Below are 16,953 nucleotides of genomic sequence, written 5' to 3' on the forward strand. Positions count from 1 at the left end.
GGGCGGGCTAAGCCACTAGCATGGCCCGCCTTACCGTGAACAACCAGCCCGTGCAGTATCGTCTCGAGGACGATACGCCGTTGCTCTGGGCGCTGCGCGATGCGGCGAACCTGACGGGCACCAAATACGGCTGTGGCACCGGCGAATGTGGCGCCTGCATGGTCATCGTCGATGGGCAGGCGCTGCCGAGCTGCACCCTCTCGCTGGGCGAGGCCGAGGGCCGCAGCGTCACTACAATCGAAGGGCTTTCAGGCGATCGCTCGCACCCGGTACAGCAGGCAATGGTGGCTGAACAGGCGATCCAGTGCGGATTTTGCACGCCGGGGATCGTCGTGGCCGCTGCGGCGCTGCTGATAACCAACGCCAGCCCGACTGACGAGGACATTGCCCGGGCAATCACCAACATCTGTCGCTGCGGTGTCTATCCGCGTCTGACCCGTGCAATTCAACGCGCCGCCCGCGTGATGCGGGGCGAGGAAACCGTCAGCGCGGCTCCGCCCCCAGCGATCGTTGCACCTGGCGCAGGATAAGGGGTGGCGTCCGCCCCTCAGGGAGGGGGGAAGGGGCGGACGCCTGGGGTTTCAGAACTTCGCGCGTACCGTCAGACGAGCGTTGATCGGCTCACCTGTGGTGATGTTGTTATCGGTGTGGGCTGAGGGGAAATAGTCGGTGTCAGTCAGGTTCTCGACGTTCACCTGCAGCGAGATGCGGTCCGACAGGTCGTAGAACACTGCTGCATCTACGCGGGTAAACGCGGGCAGCGTTACCGAGTTGCTGATCGTCGCAAAGCTCTTTGACTGGTGTGTCAGGCCCAGACCAAGGCTGAGCTTGTCGGTCACATCATAGCGTGTCCACGCCGAGGCCTGATGTCTGGGCAGTTGGGCCAGCTTGCGACCAGCCGGGGCAGCAGTCGTTGTTGAGCGTACCTCGCCTTCCTGCAGCGTATAGCCCAAGCTCACCTGCAGGTCAGGCAGCACGCGCCCTGCCAGCGAAAGTTCCACCCCCTTTGCCCGTGTCTTGCCCGAAAGCTCTGGAAAGCCGGTGGCGGGGTTGTTGAAACGCGAATTCTCGCGGTCGAGCTGATAGACCGCTGCGGTAAACGCAAGGTTGGGGTTCACGTCCCACTTCACGCCTGCCTCGAGGTTCTCGAACTGCTCGGGAGCCAGCGTTGCCTGCGTTGCATCCAGCGAGCCGAACTGATCTCCTGACTGTGGCAGGAAAGTGCGGGTGAAGCTGCCGTAGAAGCTGACGCTCTCTTGCGGCTTCAGGATGACGCCAAAACGCGGCGACCACTTGCGGTCGGTGCGGCTGTTCGTCGCCACTGGCGGGACGCGGTTGTCCGCGCTGATCCTGAATTCGTCAAAGCGCACGCCTGCCACCACCTGCAGGAACGAGGCGAGCTCGATCTGGTCCTGGAAATAGGCCGACCAGGTATCGACGCGGCTGAATGTCGAGCGGCTCGGCGCGGCAAAGGAGACGGCGGGAATTGTCAGGCGCTTGGCCAGCGCAACGGTCGCGGATCCGGCAAAGATCGGGTCGGAACGCAGGCTGGAGGTGTCCTGGCTCGACACTTCAAGGCCCGCCAGCACGGTGTGGCCGATGCCGCCGGTCTTCCCTTCCCACACGAGGTTGGTCTGCCCGACCCAGCTTTCGCGCACATTGGCGCTCGTATAGCCCGAGAGTGTAACCTTATTGGCGTTGACCGCGCTGCCGGCAAAGACATTGCCATAATACTTGTCGGTGTGGGTGTACTGGCCGAGCACATTGAAGCTGAGGCCGTCGGCCAATTCATGGTCGAGCCGGGCCTGTGCGATATGCGCCTTCACCGTCGCGATATTCACGTCGCTGCGGCCAAAGAACGTGTCATCGTAGCCCGTCAGAGGCTTGCCGTTCTGCGAAGGCACGCCACGGTCAGTGGTGCGGCGATCATCGTCGTAATTGTAGGACAGTTCGATGCGGGTCTTCTCGCCCGGCTCGAACGCCAGCGTCGGGTTCACGCCGATGAAGCGACCCTCGAAGTCCTGGCGGTGATTGTCGAATTCCTCGTAAGTGCCGTTGAAGCGCGCGCCGACCGTCTCGGTGAACGGCTGGTTCCAGTCTGCGGCAAGCGCGAAGGCGCCGAAGCTGTCGACATTGGCGCTGGCCTCGCCCTTCTCGCGGGTAAGGTCTGGCGTCTTGCTGACGCGGTTGATCACGCCGCCGCCGCCGCCACGGCCGAACAGCAGCGCATTGGCACCTTTCAGCACCTCCACGCGCTCGATGTTGTAGAGTGAGCGGTAGTACTGCGTGTCGTCGCGAAGGCCGTCGAGATAGAAGTCGGCTGTGGTGTTCTGGCCGCGAAGGTTCACCTGATCGCGGTGGCCCTCACCTTGGCCGAGCACGACGCCCGGAACATAGCGGAGCGCGTCGCCGAGTTGGGTGATACCCTGATCGTCAAGCTGCTCACGCGTCAGCACGGTGATGGTCTGCGGCACGTTCACCAGCGGCGTCGGGGTCTTGACCGCATTGGCATCGACTGGGCGATAGCCGTCTGCAGTGCCGGTAACCACGATCACGGTGTTGCCGCTCTCTGCATCCAGCGCTGCGTCTGCTGGCACGAGATCCTCTGCAAAGGCGGCAGAAGGCATCAGCATGGTTCCGGCGAGCAGCAGGCTGGAAAGACGGTTCACGGTAGTCCCCTTAACGATCACGTGCTTGCGATAATCATTCGCAAGAGGGCGAGTATTGCGACTCAGTCGCACTTGCAAGCCAATTTTGCGAATTTTTCGCAATAACATTGACCTGCGTCAAAGCGCTGCTCTCTTGCTCGTCATTGCAGGCGGGATTTCGAGCGCTATGAAGCGGTCAGGTTATTCGCAGGAGGCACCGATGAAGGCGACGATCTGGCACAACCCCAACTGCGGCACCTCGCGCAACACGCTGGCAATGCTTGAGGAAGCAGGCGCTGAGGTGACGGTGATCGAATACCTCAAGACCCCGCCCAGTGCCGAAAAGCTCGCCCAACTCCACCGCGACGCAGGGATCAACCCGCAGCAGGGCCTGCGCCTGCGCGGCACTGACGCCGAAGAACGTGGCCTCCCCTCAGCCGACGACGCCACCGTCCTCGCCGCCATGGCCGCCGAACCCAAGCTGATCGAACGCCCGCTGGTGGAGACGGACAAGGGCGCCCGCCTGTGCCGCCCGAAGGAAAAGGTGCTGGAGATCTTGTAAGTGCCGCGGGAAGGCAGCGCTTATAAAGGTACGCAGGCTAGCCGATAATATGCTTAGGACTTGGCGAATGCGCGACAAGACTTCGATCAGGGCGAGCAGTGTCTGAAGACATCATCATACGCCCGTTGGCGCGGTGTGACTTGCCAGCCGCGCTAACAATCCAGTCAGAGGTCTATCCATCCTTTCTTGTCGAACCTCCCGACGCATTCGCGAGCCGGCTCGGCGTCTCCCCGCAATTCTGCCTGGCCGCAGTCCTTGATGGGGAACTGGCAGGCTATCTGCTCGCTCATGGGTGGCCACGGCAGAGTCCACCGCCCGTTGGCGCGATTCTGTCGCCTTCCGCACGGAACGAAGTCCTGCTTATTCATGATCTTGCAGTCGGGGCCAACGGACGCGGTTTAGATCTGGGACGACGGTTGGTAAACCGTGCCTTCGAATTGGCTGCGCAGCAGAAACTGGATCGCGCAGAATTGATCGCGGTGGAAGGTGCAGCGGCCTATTGGCGGTCGTTGGGTTTCGCTGCAGCAGAAATCTCAGCGGAGCTTGAAGCAAAGGTTGCGGCCTATGGATCGCAGGCATGCTGGATGACGCAAACCATCCCTTCGCCTGCCATCGATTAACTGGTCGCCGGGTCTTCTTCAGAAGAACAGAAAAGGCTTGCCCGCCATGATCAGCGCGGCGGCGCAGCCAAGGACGATCGCCTTGCGCGCCAGTTCAACCGCCGAAAAGTCGGCGAGAGGCGCATGGATGAGGGCGATGGTGCGGGCCATGTCCGTGTCATGCGCCCTCATCTCTTAACTTTGCGTAAAGGGCTTAGCCCTCCAGCCACTCCAGCAGCGACGCCAGGCAATCGCGCGCCAGTAGCTTCGAGCGTTCCGGGCTCCAGCCCTGTTCCTTGCAGGGCAGGTCGTCATTGTCCTTGAACGGCATTTCCAGCGTCATCGCCACGCAGCCGAAGCGGTGGGCGACCTGGTTGGTGCTCATCGTCAAATTCGCGCGACCGGGAGCAGCGATGGGATAGCCGCGCCGCGTCTGGAAATCAGGGGTGCGGCGTTCGAGGATGCGGCGGTAGCGTTCGTAAGCGGCGCCAAGCTCGTCCGTCCACGAAGGGATGCCTTCGAACCCTGCCAGAAACACGTGCGGGATCGCCTCGTCGCCGTGGACGTCCATGGCAAAGTCCACGCCGCTTGCGTCCATGGCATTGCGGATCGCCAGCACTTCGGGCGAACGCTCCGGCGTCGGCTCGTGCCATTCGCGGTTGAGGTTCACGCCCACGACGTTGGTCCGCAGATGCCCCCGGCACGATCCGTCCGGGTTGGCATTGGGCACCACGTGAAAACGGCACAACTGGCGCAAGCGGCGGCCATGCGGGTCAGCCGGGTCGGTCAGCAGTTCGAGCGCGCCTTCGATCCACCATTCGGCCATCGATTCGCCGGGATGCTGGCGGGCATAGAGCCACACCTGACGCTGACCTTCGCCAATCTCGAGGCAATCTATCGGCTGGCCCTCGATGCTGGTGCCCAGGTTGCGGTAGGTCACGCCGGGCAACGCCGCTGTCTGCGCCACCAGATCGTGATGCCGTTCCATCGAATAGGGCGCGAAATAGGCGAACCAGCAGGTGCCGGCCTCTGGCGTGTGGCGGATCGTCAGCGTACCGCCGTCCTCGCCCGGGTCGTAGCTGGTCTCGGTGCGGCCCCAGTATTCACGGTCTTCCGAAAACGCCGCGCGGTATCCCGGCCATCCGCCCGGATAAGCGGAATTGCCAAGGCCGGTGATCCTCAATTCCAGCTCACGCCCATCGGCCCCGTCGACGCGAAAGTGAAACCACTGGAAGAAGTCGGAGTCGCGGTCCTTTCGGATCGCCAGCCTTGCACTTGCGCCCTGAACCTCGAGCACTTCGATGTTGCCGGAATCGAACGCGGCATTGATGCGGATGTCTGTCATTTAAGGGTAATAGTCTCACCGGACGTGCCGGGGAAGCCAGAGAAGAGCGCATGGGCCAGCCGTGGCGCGGCAACCGCCGGTGCTGCCTCTTTTGCCTTGGCATTTTCGCGCGTTTCGGCGCGACCTTCCCACAGAGCCTCGCCAGTCCGGCGATCACGAATGCGAACCGAAAGCCGCGTTGCCACCTGGTCCTTTGGCCCGCCGCCAAGATTGAACCCAAGGCCCAGCCCGACGCCGCCGCCATAGCTGCCGGTCGATCCGCCAACGCCCACGCTCACGGGGCCACGCTGGCGTTCGCGCTTCAGCACCTGCCGTTCAACCATGACCTCGGCAATCGCATCTGCCGCGCCGGGCGTCGCACTGCCGAAGCCGCTGGCAAAAAGTTCGCGTTGCACGGCGTCCAGCCAGACCCGGTGTTCGAGGCTCGCCGGATCTGAGCCAGGCGCGGCCTCCACGATCACTGCCGCACCCTTGAGCCGGGGCAGCGTCTGCGCGGTGTGAAAGCGGGTGACGTCTACCGCTGCGGGCTTGGCCAGCACCGGCGCGGCGAATGCCATGCTCAGGGCAACCATCGGGGCAATGCGCTTCATCGTTCTGCTTCCTTGATCCATCAGTGCAAGGTGGGGCGGGCGAAGCGATGCCGCAATGCCAATTGGCATAGCTGAAGTCAGCTCGCCGGGACCACCTGCGCGTCGGCAAACCTGTCGAACAGCGCAGAGGCCAGCCGTGCTGCGACCGCGCCGTTGTTCAGGCCATCGTCGTCTTCTCGGGTCTGTGCCTCGGCATGGCCTTCCCACAGCACACGGTCGGTTGCCTTGTCGCGGATGCGCACATCCATGCGGGTGGCGACAATCGCCTTCTTCGGCTTCGAGAGATCGACGTTCAGCGCCATTGCGGTGTAATTGCCGCGATTGGAAACGCCCACCTCCATCGCCCCTGACACCGGCTTGCGCTTGGCCTCTTCGGGTACGACCTGCTCATGGCGAACGGCGATCTGGGCCACCTGGCCGCCGTCGGCGCCACTGACTGCCGTCTGGTATCCCAGCTTTGCGAGCTGGTCGACCACGGCCGCCTCATAGACCGGCAGCTTCCATTCTGCTTCCGACCCTTCGGCTGCCGCGACCGTGATCGGCCCCTTGCCAAGCAGCGCGGCCGCGTCGGGCGCCTGAAAAGCCTCGACCTGGACCTTGCGCGAAGGTTCGGCGCTTTGCCGCCCAATCCGCTGGTCCATTGGCCTGTCCCATCGTCCGCCGACCGGCTGGCTAAGCGCAGGCGCGCTCGCAACGATGAAAATTACGGCGGACGAGATCAGTTTGGCTTGCATTCGTAATTTTCCCGTAGAGGGTGAGGGGCGGCCCGGCCGGGCGTCTACGACGCTCGCGCTGTCGCAACCATGAACGCATCAGGGAGCCAAACCCTGCGCAGCCCGGAGCGAATTGCCCATGACCAAGATTCCAGTCCTCGTCACCGGTGGTGCGGGCTACATTGGCAGCCACGCCGTACTGGCCTTGCAGGACGCGGGCTATCCGGTCGCGGTGATAGACAACCTCGTCACCGGCTTTCGCTTTGCCGTGCCTGAAGGCGTGCCGTTCTATCAGGGAGATATCGAGGACGCCGCTTTGCTGAAGCGCATCTTTGCCGAGCAGGGAACGCGCGCCGTCGTGCATTTTGCAGGGTCCGTCGTTGTTCCCGAATCCGTCTCAAACCCTTTGAAGTACTATCACAATAACACTGCCAAGAGCCGCAGTCTTATTGCCGCCGTGGTCGAGGCGGGCATCGGGCACATAATCTTCTCCTCAACCGCCGCTACCTACGGCACACCCGAAGTCTCGCCCGTCACCGAAGATACGCCCCAACGTCCGATCAACCCCTATGGCATGTCAAAGCTGATGACCGAGGCAATGCTGGCCGACGTCGCCGCGGCGCATCCGCTCAACTACTGTGCGCTACGCTACTTCAACGTGGCCGGGGCCGATCCTCAGGGCCGAACCGGACAGTCGACCGCTGGGGCGACGCACCTGATTAAGGTCGCCGTTGAAGCCGCCTTGGGCAAGCGCGCATCGGTGGGCGTTTTCGGCACAGATTTTGATACGCCGGACGGGACCGGTGTTCGCGACTACATCCACGTGTCGGATCTGGCCGTTGCTCACGTTCATGCGCTGGGAGCGCTGGTCGCCAATTCGCAGCAATCGCTACAATTGAACTGTGGTTACGGGCGAGGTTATTCGGTGCTGGAAGTCCTGGATGCCATCGACCGCGTCACCAACCGCCGCGTGGTGCGCGAACTGCAAGGCAGGCGCGCCGGCGACCCCGCCGCGCTGGTCGCCGATACCAGCCGAATCCGCGCTACCCTGCCTTGGGTGCCCGCATATGCCGACCTCGATACCATCGTGGGCCACGCTCTTGCCTGGGAGCGGCGCCTCAGCGACACGAACAATCAGTAGAGCGCCTTGCTGCCATAAGCCTGCCGCCATGCCGCCTGGCTCGTGAACGATCCGTCGGGCTGACGGAGAAGGTCGCACTGCTGTGCGGTCGTCGCGCCGATCTTCTCCCAGTTGTCCATGCGGTCAGTGCCGAAATTGAAGCATAGGAAAACCGCACGCTCATCAAGTTGCCCGACCGCGGTGGAATGCAGGAACTTTGGCCCGAACACGAGACCCTTGCCGATCTCGTAGTCGTGCTGTCGCGTCTCACCCCGAATTGTATTGTAGGTCATGCCCAACTGACTACCGTTAGCGGTCAGGGGAGCCATCAGCGTGAAGGCCTGGTTATCTTCTGTCACCCAGTCGCAATGCATGTCCAGTGCTTCGCACCGGCTGCGTGTGACGAAAAAGCCCGCGTACAATGTTACCTTCCGGTCGTGCGGTACAAACGGCGCGACTGTTTCAGCCAGGCCGATCCGGTCATACAAGCCTTCGAACCAGGCGAAGGCATTCTCGTCGGCGTGGCTGAGCCAGCAAATGTCGCTACGCCAATGGGGCGGCCGCACGTTGGCGAGTTGCACGCCGTTGGACAGCGCATAACGACCGCCCTGCGAATCCATCGCCTTCGTTTCCTCGGCAATCGGCGCAAGTTCAGCCACCAAGGCAGGATCGATGTCGATCGCGAAGGCATTTGGAGCCATCAGCGCCGGATTGAGGAAAGTCGAACCATCCCGGGTGCGCAGAAGTCCTGCAAAAGTCATGTCGCCCATGCCCCGAAAGTTGGCACAGGACTTCTCGTCTTGGCAAGGGCTGCTACTACTTTCGTGAACGCCAGTCGCGTTCCAAAGAGCGAGCGCGCACGCTGGCGCGAAACCTGCGAATTCCTCGCCAAGACCAGCGTTCGGGGTTGACTCACTGCAGACCCCCCACTAACGGCGTCGCTTCAGTTTTCAGCCCGGTCAGCTTCGGGCAAAGGGATTCGACATGAAGATTCGCAACAGCCTGAAGTCGCTCAAGGATCGCCACCGGGACAACCGCGTGATCCGTCGCCGTGGTCGCGTCTACGTGATCAACAAGACGCAGAAGCGCTTCAAGGCCCGCCAGGGCTGATCAACAGTTTCGGTGCAGGTCCGCGACGGCGGGCCTGCATCGGAAACGGCAGATTGCTTCGGCAGTCAGGTAACCCCCGCCCTTGCGCGGGGGTTCTGTCGTTTCGGATTGGTGCGGCAGGTTGATGGCATCCGCCCTCACTCTGCCGAGGTGTCGCTGACGCGATAGCCGCACAGCCCATTTCACAAATGTCAGGTCGGAGCGCCCCGTGAAAGTCGATTGCGTCGTCTGGGATATCGGGCGGGTACTCGTCGAATTCGATCTTGCGCGGATCTATCGCGACACCATCCCCGACGATGTGGAGCGTCAGCGGTTCGTAGCGGAAGTCGTGACCGAGGCGTGGCACTCCCAGCATGATGCTGGCGCATCCTTTGAAGAGATGGTCGCTGCGCGCACCGCGCAATACCCAATGTATGCCGACCGGATCGCCCGTTATGCGAGCCACTGGCTGGACAGCCTGCCCGGACCCGTCGCCGGGACGCACGAACTGGTGGCGCGGTTGTCCGCCCGAAATGTGCCTCAATATGCCATCACGAACTTCGGCGTGGACGCCTGGCGCCTGTTCCGACCGACGTTCCCCGTGCTCAACACCTTCGAGGACATCGTTGTCTCGGGCATCGAACGCCTGATAAAGCCCGACCCTGCGATCTTCCACCTTGCAGCTTCACGCTTCGGGCGCGATCCGCAAACCATGCTCTTCATTGACGACAATGCCGACAACATCGCTGCAGCGGCCACGCTTGGTTGGCACGTTCATCATTTTACCGGCGATGCCGCGGCGCTAGAGCGCGAGCTCGTGGCCCTCGGACTGCTCTAAGCGACCGGTGCCTGAAACGGGGCAGTGGCAACCAGATTTGCCAACTGCCTGCGTCGTCGTGGTGGCACATCGTTGCTGGTCGCGCGCAGTTCGTGAAGCCGCGCTTCTGCTCTGCGCAGGCCCTCGAGCACCTTTTCGTCCGGCAGTGCTCCGAGGCATTCGTAGTCCTCGATGATGCTGCGCACGGCTTGTGTCGTGCGCTTCAGTGCACTTTGATAGGCCTCGCAGTTCAGTCCACGGTGCAGGGCGACTGCGGCCGCGCCGACGAAGCTGAACACCGAAACCAGATTGCCTTGTCCGTCGCTATCCAGAGCCAGCGACCCCGCCGCGACCGGGAATACGATGCTGATGATCTGCAGCGGCCAACTGCCGATGCGGACCCATAACAGCCAGTTGCGCAAACTGCGGTCTTCGTGATCGAGTTGCGCAACCCGCGTTGCGGCAAAGTTGCGATAGCGGTCTATGTCGGCTGCCAATTCGATCCCCCCGGATTGCAAGACTGAGGATGTCGCAAGGGGCATTCCTGCGCAAACAAAAAGGGCGACCCCAGCGGGCCGCCCTTTTCCGTAACTTTCCGGAAAACCGGAAGAAGATTACTTGATGTCGACGGTGCCGCCGGCTTCTTCGATCTTCTTCTTGATGTCTTCGGCTTCAGCCTTCGACACGCCTTCCTTGATCGCCTTCGGAGCGCCTTCGACCAGCGCCTTGGCTTCGGTCAGGCCGAGCGAGGTGATCGCACGGACTTCCTTGATGACCTGGATCTTCTTGCCACCGTCGCCGGTCAGGATGACGTCGAATTCGGTCTTCTCTTCAGCGGCTTCAGCAGCAGCGCCGGCAGGAGCAGCAGCGACAGCAACGGCAGCAGCGGCGGAAACGCCCCATGCTTCTTCGAGAGCCTTTGCGAGGTCAGCGGCTTCGAGGACGGTCAGCTTCGAAAGTTCTTCAACGAGCTTGGCGATATCGGCCATGGTATTTCACTCCTGATCTTGTGGTGCCCGCACGCCCGAGTGGCGCGGCGAGCGTAAATCGAACAAACAGTCTTATGCGGCTTCCTTGGCGTAGGCGCCGAAGACGCGCGCCAGCTTGGCTGCCGGAGCAGTCGTGAGCTGGGCAATCTTCGTTGCCGGTGCCTGGATGAGGCCGATAAGCGTGCCGCGCAGTTCGTCGAGGCTGGGCATGGAGGCGAGCGCCTTGACCCCGGCTTCGTTGAGAACCTGCGAACCCATTGCACCACCGACGATTTCGATCTTGTCGGTGGTCTTGGCGAACTCGACTACTGCCTTGGCGGCAGCAACCGGATCGACAGAGGCGGCGATTGCGGTCGGACCGGTGAAGAAATCACCCAGACCTTCGTAATCGGTGCCTGCGACGGCAAGCTTGGCAAGACTGTTCTTCGCAACCTTGTAGGTCGCGCCCGCTTCGCGGATCTTCGTGCGCAGGGCGGTGGACTGGGCCACCGTCATGCCGAGGTTGCGGGTGATGACCACCGCGCCGGCCTCGCCGAAGACGCCGTTAAGGAAGGCGACCGAATCGGCTTTCTGCGAACGATCCATGCCATACTCCTTCACATGTGACTGAACCGGAAGACCCGGACAGTCGGCTACGTTTGTCGATGGCCCGAAGACCACCGGCGAGTCCGTGACAAGGGAAGGAGATGCGCCGTAAAGCGCGAGGGGCGCCACGATCCTTTCAGGAGCGAGCGGCCTTGAAACTCTTTTCCCCGTCTAGGCTGGAGATTAAGTACAGGCAGACCCTGCACGCCAACTGTCTCGGACGGATGAGCGGCACAGCGATGAAGCCCTGCCGGTCGGGGCGGGCCTCTGACGGATTCGGGGGGCGAAGTCAAGTTTTCCTTGCGCCCAGCCCGCCAAAACGGCCCCGCCGTGGTGGGCGGGGCCGTCAGCGACGAACAGTATGTCGGGTGCTCAGACGAACGCGTAGTCGGGCCGTGCCGGAGCTTCTTCACTTCGAACATCGCGCGACACGGCTGCAGCGGCGGCCGGCGGCGTCTGCATCGACTGAACCATGATCCTTGCACGGCGGCGGCGAGCCTTTGCAGAAGTGAACGGGTTGGCTGCATCAGGGGGCGATGCGACAATCCGCTCGATCAGGGCTTCGCGCTCGTTACCTGTCGCAACCGATCCAGAGCGCATCGCTGCGGTCGCGAGAGGTGTTACGGCACTGGTCGGGGCAGGACGGACGTCCGCCTGAGGGCGAGGCGTGGGGCGCGGCGCGCCAAGAGCCACGAAATCAGCATCCTCTTCATAGACGCGCTTGCGGCGGCTGAGAGCGAGGGCGATGCCGCCCAGCACGATCAGACTTGCGCCGCCAGCAACGGGCAGGGCCCAGTCGGAAGAGGAATCGTCCGCATCGGACGCGGCTGCCGGTTCAGCCGTGCTGGGCGCCGGCGCTGTCTCGGAGGCAGGAGGCGACATTGACGGGGTCGGGGCCGCTGAGGGCGCTGATGCGGCTGTTGCAGCCGGGACTGCTGCCACGGGGGCGGCGACAGACGTACTGCGAACCGTCCGGGCAGCCGACTGCATGGTCCGCGGCTGGGGCTGAGCCGTGCTGGTCGTCGACGCTACGGGCGCTGCGACTTCAGGCTCGGCCGCAGCCACGGCTGCAGCTTCAGGCGCAGGCGTCGGAATCACGATCGTGGGGGTCGGTGGAGCTGTGGTTGCAGCCGGAGCGGTGACAGTGGGAGCAGTGACAGGCGCGGATATCACGGGCGCGTCAGTTACTGGAACGGTCGCCTCCTGTGCGTAGGCGGATCCTGCAGAAAGCATCAGCATGGCTGAAATCGCCATGGTGTTGCGGGGCGATATGGCGTTGATCTTGGTCATGCCGTAAAAACGCGATGAACTGCAAATAGGGTTCCATATTGGCGATGAAGCGAGACTTTATTACCCGCCAAATGCGACGACTGCCACGATGCGCAACTATGTTTCAAGGTTTCTGAATGTTTGTTCAGCGAAAAGCACCAATACTGCTGACGCTGCAACCACAGGGCAATGGGTTGGTCATTGGCCTTTGACTTGTGTGGGCGCGTTCCCTATATGCGGCCCCTGTCCAGCGCTTCGAGCAAGGCCGTCCCATGCGCAGGGGGTGGCTCGGGAAGGAAGCGCAGGGCAATCCATCTGACGCAAAAGGCTGCGGGCCATGGCTTCCGTCGAACGGGATGTCGTGCGCTGTGCGGCCTTTCGCTGTTTGGTGGCGCCATCACCGCGCGTGGCAGAATTTCCGCCGGTTTTCCGGCCATTTGTTGAGAAGAGGCTCGCAACCTTTATGGTTTCCAAGACAGCCAGTCGTCCCGGCGTGAAGAAGCGCATCCGCAAGATCTTCGGGGACATCCACGAAGTCGTGCAAATGCCGAACCTGATCGAGGTTCAGCGCGAATCGTACGAGCAGTTCCTCCGCTCCGATCCGGCGACGGGCTATGTCTCGGGTCTGGAAAAGACGCTGCGTTCGGTTTTCCCGATCCAGGATTTCGCCGGCACTGCCAGCCTCGATATCAAGGAGCGTGACGGTTACGTCCTCGAAGCGCCCAAGTATGACGTGAACGAATGCCGCCAGCGCGGCATCACCTATGCTGCGCCGATGAAGGTGACGCTCAAGCTCGCCACCTTCGAAGTCGATGCCGAGACCGAGACGAAGTCGCTCATCGATATCAAGGAGCAGGACGTCTACATGGGCGATATCCCGCTCATGACCGAGAACGGGACGTTCTTCATCAACGGTACCGAGCGTGTGATCGTCTCGCAGATGCACCGTTCGCCGGGCGTGCTGTTCGATCATGACCGTGGCAAGACCCACTCGTCGGGCAAGTACCTCTTCGCTGCCCGCGTGATCCCGTATCGTGGTTCGTGGCTCGACTTCGAATTCGACGCCAAGGACATCGTCAACGTCCGTATCGACCGCAAGCGCAAGCTTCCGGTCACCGCTCTGCTGCACGCGCTCGGCCTCGGTGACGAGCAGATCCTGCACCACTTCTACGACACCGTGAACTGGGCGCGCGCCGAAGGTGGCTGGAAGGTGCCCTTCGTGCTTGAGCAATGGCGCGGTTCGAAGCCGATGTTCGACATCGTCGACGCCAAGTCGGGCGAAGTGATCTTCCCGGCTGGTCAGAAGATCAGCCCCCGCGCTGCCAACAAGGCGGCCAAGGATGGTCTCGAAGAACTGCTGATCCCGACCGAGGAAATCTTCGGTCGCTATGCTGCGCGTGACCTGATCGATGAATCGACGGGCCGCATCTGGATCGAAGCTGGCGACGAAGTCAGCCCGGAAAACCTCGACCTGCTCGACAAGGCCGGCATCGACACGCTCGAACTGCTCGACATCGACCACGTCTCGACCGGCCCCTGGATCCGCAACACCCTGAAGGCCGACAAGGCGCCGGATCGTGACCATGCGCTGGCCGATATCTATCGCGTCATGCGCCCGGGCGAGCCGCCGACGCGTGAAACCGCCGAAGCGCTGTTCGAAGGCCTGTTCTTCGACGCTGACCGCTATGACCTCTCGGCCGTGGGTCGCGTGAAGCTGAACATGCGTCTTGGTCTCGACGCCGAGGACACCATCACCACGCTGCGCACCGAGGATATCCTCGCCGTGGTCAAGGAACTAGTGAACCTCAAGGACGGCAAGGGCGAAGTCGACGATATCGACAACCTCGGCAACCGCCGCGTGCGTTCGGTGGGTGAGCTGCTGGAAAACCAGTATCGCGTCGGCCTGCTGCGCATGGAACGCGCCGTGAAGGAGCGCATGAGCTCGGTCGACGTATCGACCGTCATGCCGAACGACCTGATCAACGCGAAGCCAGCAGTGGCTGCCGTGCGCGAATTCTTCGGTTCTTCGCAGCTCTCGCAGTTCATGGACCAGACCAACCCGCTCTCGGAAGTCACCCACAAGCGCCGCGTTTCGGCACTTGGGCCGGGCGGTCTCACCCGTGAGCGCGCGGGCTTCGAAGTCCGCGACGTTCACCCGACGCACTATGGCCGTATCTGCCCGATCGAAACGCCGGAAGGCCCGAACATCGGTCTGATCAACTCGCTGTCGACCTTCGCGCGCGTCAACAAGTACGGCTTCATCGAAACGCCGTACCGCAAGGTCGTCGACAACAAGGTGACCAAGGACGTCATCTATCTGTCGGCGATGGAAGAGCAGAAGCACACCGTGGCGCAGGCCTCGGCGGAGCTGACTGCTGACGGTTCGTTCGTTGAGGAACTCGTCTCGGCTCGCCAGAACGGCGAATTCGTGATGAGCCCGCGCGATCAGGTCACGCTGATGGACGTCAGCCCCAAGCAGCTCGTCTCGGTTGCCGCCTCGCTCATTCCGTTCCTGGAAAACGACGACGCCAACCGCGCGCTCATGGGCTCGAACATGCAGCGTCAGGCTGTGCCGCTGATCAAGGCTGATGCGCCTTATGTCGGCACCGGCATGGAAGAGACCGTTGCGCGCGATTCGGGCGCTGCGATCTCGGCGCTGCGCTCGGGCGTGGTCGACCAAGTCGACGCTACCCGTATCGTGATCCGCGCCTCGGGCGATATCGAACCCGGCCAGTCGGGCGTCGACATCTACCGCCTGCAGAAGTTCGAGCGCTCGAACCAGTCGACCTGCATCAACCAGCGTCCGCTGGTGAAGGTGGGCGACCTGATCGAGAAGGGCGATATCATCGCCGACGGTCCGTCGACCGAGTTCGGTGAACTGGCGCTCGGCCGCAACGTGCTCGTCGCGTTCATGCCCTGGAACGGCTACAACTACGAAGACTCGATCCTGATCAGCGAACGCATCGTCAAGGAAGACGTCTTCACCTCGATCCACATCGAGGAATTCGAAGTCATGGCCCGCGACACCAAGCTCGGGCCCGAGGACATCACCCGCGACATCCCGAACGTCGGCGAGGAAGCCCTGCGCAACCTCGACGAGGCGGGCATCGTCTACATCGGTGCGGAAGTTCACCCCGGTGACATCCTCGTCGGCAAGATCACCCCGAAGGGTGAATCGCCGATGACGCCGGAAGAGAAGCTGCTCCGCGCGATCTTCGGTGAAAAGGCCAGCGACGTGCGCGACACTTCGCTGCGCCTGCCGCCAGGCGTTGCCGGAACGATCGTCGACGTTCGCGTCTTCAACCGTCACGGCATCGAGATCGACGACCGTACCCGCGCCATCCAGAACGAGGAAATCGAACGCCTCGCCAAGGACCGCGAGGACGAGCGCGCGATCCTCAACCGCGCCACCTTCAATCGCCTGCGCGACATGCTGCTCGGCCAGGTTTCGGCTGCGGCGCCCAAGGGCATCAAGAAGGGCGAGACCATCGACGAGCAGGTTCTCGCCGATGTCGAGCGTCACGAATGGTGGAAGTTCGCCGTTGCCGACGATGCGCGCCAGCAGCAGCTGGAAGCGGTCAAGGCGCAGTACGACACCGCGGTAAAGGCGATCCAGGAGAAGTTCGAGGACCGCAAGGAAAAGCTCGAGCGTGGTGACGAACTCGCCCCCGGCGTGCTCAAGATGGTCAAGGTCTTCGTTGCGGTGAAGCGCAAGCTGCAGCCGGGCGACAAGATGGCCGGCCGTCACGGCAACAAGGGCATCATTAGCCGCATCCTGCCGCAGGAAGACATGCCGTTCCTCGAAGACGGTACGCCGGTCGATTTCGTGCTCAACCCGCTGGGCGTGCCTTCGCGCATGAATGTCGGGCAGATCTTCGAAACGCACCTTGGCTGGGCCGCCCGCGGCCTGGGCAAGCGCATCGGCGCGGCTCTCGACTCCTGGCGCGAAGCCAACCCGAACCCCGAAGCCGGCCAGCCGCCGGAAGCGGTGCGCGAGTTGCTCAAGGAGATCTACGGCGACAATTATGCGGGCGACATCGACGCCCGTGATGACGCCCAGATCATCGACTTCGCGCAGGCCGTGCGCAATGGCGTGCCGATGGGCTCGCCAGTGTTCGACGGCGCGGTTGAAAAGGACGTGACCGACATGCTGCGTCTGGCCGGGCTCGATGAATCGGGCCAGGTCACGCTGTTCGACGGTCGCACCGGCGATGCGTTCGACCGCAAGGTGACGGTGGGCATGAAGTACGTGCTCAAGCTGCACCACCTTGTCGACGACAAGATCCACGCACGTTCCATCGGGCCGTACTCGCTCGTCACCCAGCAGCCGCTGGGCGGCAAGGCGCAGTTCGGTGGCCAGCGCTTCGGCGAAATGGAGGTCTGGGCTCTCCAGGCCTACGGCGCGGCCTACACGCTGCAGGAGATGCTGACGGTGAAGTCGGACGACGTGGTCGGCCGCACCAAGGTCTACGAAGCGATCGTCAAGGGCGACGACACCTTCGAAGCCGGCATTCCCGAAAGCTTCAACGTGCTCGTCAAGGAAATGCGCTCGCTGGGCCTCAATGTCGAACTGTCGTCGCTCGATGACACGGATGACGACGGCCTCGCCGAGGCAGCGGAGTAAGGA

General features: G+C 62.7%; 17 protein-coding genes. 7 read left to right on the forward strand and 10 right to left on the reverse strand.

The features are described 5' to 3' along the window. Positions 1 to 20 precede the first annotated feature (20 nt). On the forward strand, positions 21 to 530 hold the full coding sequence (locus B9A23_RS11900) for a (2Fe-2S)-binding protein (RefSeq protein WP_084279291.1): 510 nt from the start codon (positions 21 to 23) through the stop codon (positions 528 to 530). A gap of 51 nt (positions 531 to 581) precedes the next feature. Here the strand turns inward: B9A23_RS11900 and B9A23_RS11905 are convergent, their stop codons facing one another. Further along, positions 582 to 2,669 carry a TonB-dependent receptor gene (locus tag B9A23_RS11905; RefSeq protein ID WP_254895088.1) on the reverse strand — a complete coding sequence of 696 codons (2,088 nt, stop codon included), beginning with the start codon at positions 2,667 to 2,669 and terminating at the stop codon, positions 582 to 584. Positions 2,670 to 2,868: 199 nt separating this feature from the next. Here B9A23_RS11905 and arsC point away from each other — a divergent pair, with 199 nt between their 5' ends. Further along, complete coding sequence (gene arsC, locus B9A23_RS11910) at positions 2,869 to 3,210, forward strand: arsenate reductase (glutaredoxin) (RefSeq protein WP_084279544.1); 342 nt, start codon at positions 2,869 to 2,871, stop codon at positions 3,208 to 3,210. A gap of 98 nt (positions 3,211 to 3,308) precedes the next feature. After that, on the forward strand, positions 3,309 to 3,830 hold the full coding sequence (locus B9A23_RS11915; RefSeq protein ID WP_084279294.1) for a GNAT family N-acetyltransferase: 522 nt from the start codon (positions 3,309 to 3,311) through the stop codon (positions 3,828 to 3,830). An 18-nt stretch (positions 3,831 to 3,848) separates the two neighbouring features. On the opposite strand, the gene B9A23_RS23060 is transcribed toward B9A23_RS11915, so the two are convergent. The 4 genes from B9A23_RS23060 to B9A23_RS11930 form a co-directional block, all read right to left on the reverse strand. After that, positions 3,849 to 4,001 carry a hypothetical protein gene (locus B9A23_RS23060; protein ID WP_217806605.1) on the reverse strand — a complete coding sequence of 51 codons (153 nt, stop codon included), beginning with the start codon at positions 3,999 to 4,001 and terminating at the stop codon, positions 3,849 to 3,851. 22 nt (positions 4,002 to 4,023) lie between these two features. Beyond that, positions 4,024 to 5,154, reverse strand: a complete 1,131-nt coding sequence (locus B9A23_RS11920; RefSeq protein ID WP_084279296.1) for a M14 family metallopeptidase — start codon at positions 5,152 to 5,154, stop codon at positions 4,024 to 4,026. Next, positions 5,151 to 5,744, reverse strand: coding sequence for a DUF4136 domain-containing protein (locus B9A23_RS11925; RefSeq protein ID WP_084279545.1), 594 nt, complete (start codon positions 5,742 to 5,744; stop codon positions 5,151 to 5,153). The genes B9A23_RS11920 and B9A23_RS11925 overlap by 4 nt, the downstream gene beginning before the upstream one ends. Positions 5,745 to 5,821: 77 nt before the next feature. Further along, entirely contained in the window at positions 5,822 to 6,478 is a 657-nt protein-coding gene (locus B9A23_RS11930; RefSeq protein ID WP_084279297.1) for a DUF4136 domain-containing protein, read from the reverse strand. Between the two features lie 118 nt (positions 6,479 to 6,596). Between B9A23_RS11930 and galE the strand changes: the two genes are divergently transcribed. Next, positions 6,597 to 7,598, forward strand: coding sequence for a UDP-glucose 4-epimerase GalE (gene galE / locus B9A23_RS11935; protein ID WP_084279299.1), 1,002 nt, complete (start codon positions 6,597 to 6,599; stop codon positions 7,596 to 7,598). Here galE and B9A23_RS11940 read toward each other — a convergent pair. After that, positions 7,592 to 8,347 carry a hypothetical protein gene (locus B9A23_RS11940; protein WP_084279300.1) on the reverse strand — a complete coding sequence of 252 codons (756 nt, stop codon included), beginning with the start codon at positions 8,345 to 8,347 and terminating at the stop codon, positions 7,592 to 7,594. The genes galE and B9A23_RS11940 overlap by 7 nt on opposite strands. Before the next feature lie 214 nt (positions 8,348 to 8,561). Between B9A23_RS11940 and ykgO the strand changes: the two genes are divergently transcribed. Beyond that, positions 8,562 to 8,687, forward strand: a complete 126-nt coding sequence (gene ykgO / locus B9A23_RS11945; RefSeq protein ID WP_011446910.1) for a type B 50S ribosomal protein L36 — start codon at positions 8,562 to 8,564, stop codon at positions 8,685 to 8,687. Positions 8,688 to 8,895: 208 nt separating this feature from the next. Next, entirely contained in the window at positions 8,896 to 9,504 is a 609-nt protein-coding gene (locus B9A23_RS11950) for an HAD-IA family hydrolase (RefSeq protein ID WP_139797443.1), read from the forward strand. Here B9A23_RS11950 and B9A23_RS11955 read toward each other — a convergent pair. The 4 genes from B9A23_RS11955 to B9A23_RS11970 all read right to left on the reverse strand — a co-directional run bounded on the left by B9A23_RS11955 (position 9,501) and on the right by B9A23_RS11970 (position 12,347). Then, positions 9,501 to 9,980: a hypothetical protein gene (locus B9A23_RS11955; protein WP_084279302.1), complete on the reverse strand. Its 480-nt coding sequence runs from the start codon at positions 9,978 to 9,980 to the stop codon at positions 9,501 to 9,503. The genes B9A23_RS11950 and B9A23_RS11955 overlap by 4 nt on opposite strands. Before the next feature lie 117 nt (positions 9,981 to 10,097). Beyond that, a complete protein-coding gene (gene rplL / locus B9A23_RS11960) occupies positions 10,098 to 10,472 on the reverse strand; it encodes a 50S ribosomal protein L7/L12 (RefSeq protein ID WP_084279303.1) in 375 nt (124 codons plus the stop codon). A 72-nt stretch (positions 10,473 to 10,544) separates the two neighbouring features. Then, positions 10,545 to 11,057 carry a 50S ribosomal protein L10 gene (gene rplJ / locus B9A23_RS11965; protein ID WP_084279304.1) on the reverse strand — a complete coding sequence of 171 codons (513 nt, stop codon included), beginning with the start codon at positions 11,055 to 11,057 and terminating at the stop codon, positions 10,545 to 10,547. 372 nt (positions 11,058 to 11,429) lie between these two features. Continuing rightward, a complete protein-coding gene (locus tag B9A23_RS11970; protein ID WP_084279306.1) occupies positions 11,430 to 12,347 on the reverse strand; it encodes a hypothetical protein in 918 nt (305 codons plus the stop codon). Positions 12,348 to 12,789: 442 nt separating this feature from the next. Between B9A23_RS11970 and rpoB the strand changes: the two genes are divergently transcribed. Next, the gene (gene rpoB, locus B9A23_RS11975; protein WP_084279307.1) at positions 12,790 to 16,950 is read left to right on the forward strand and encodes a DNA-directed RNA polymerase subunit beta; all 4,161 of its coding nucleotides are present in this window, start codon (positions 12,790 to 12,792) and stop codon (positions 16,948 to 16,950) included. Positions 16,951 to 16,953: the final 3 nt, after the last annotated feature.

Source organism: Novosphingobium sp. B1 (genome assembly GCF_900176395.1).
Lineage (GTDB): Bacteria > Pseudomonadota > Alphaproteobacteria > Sphingomonadales > Sphingomonadaceae > Novosphingobium.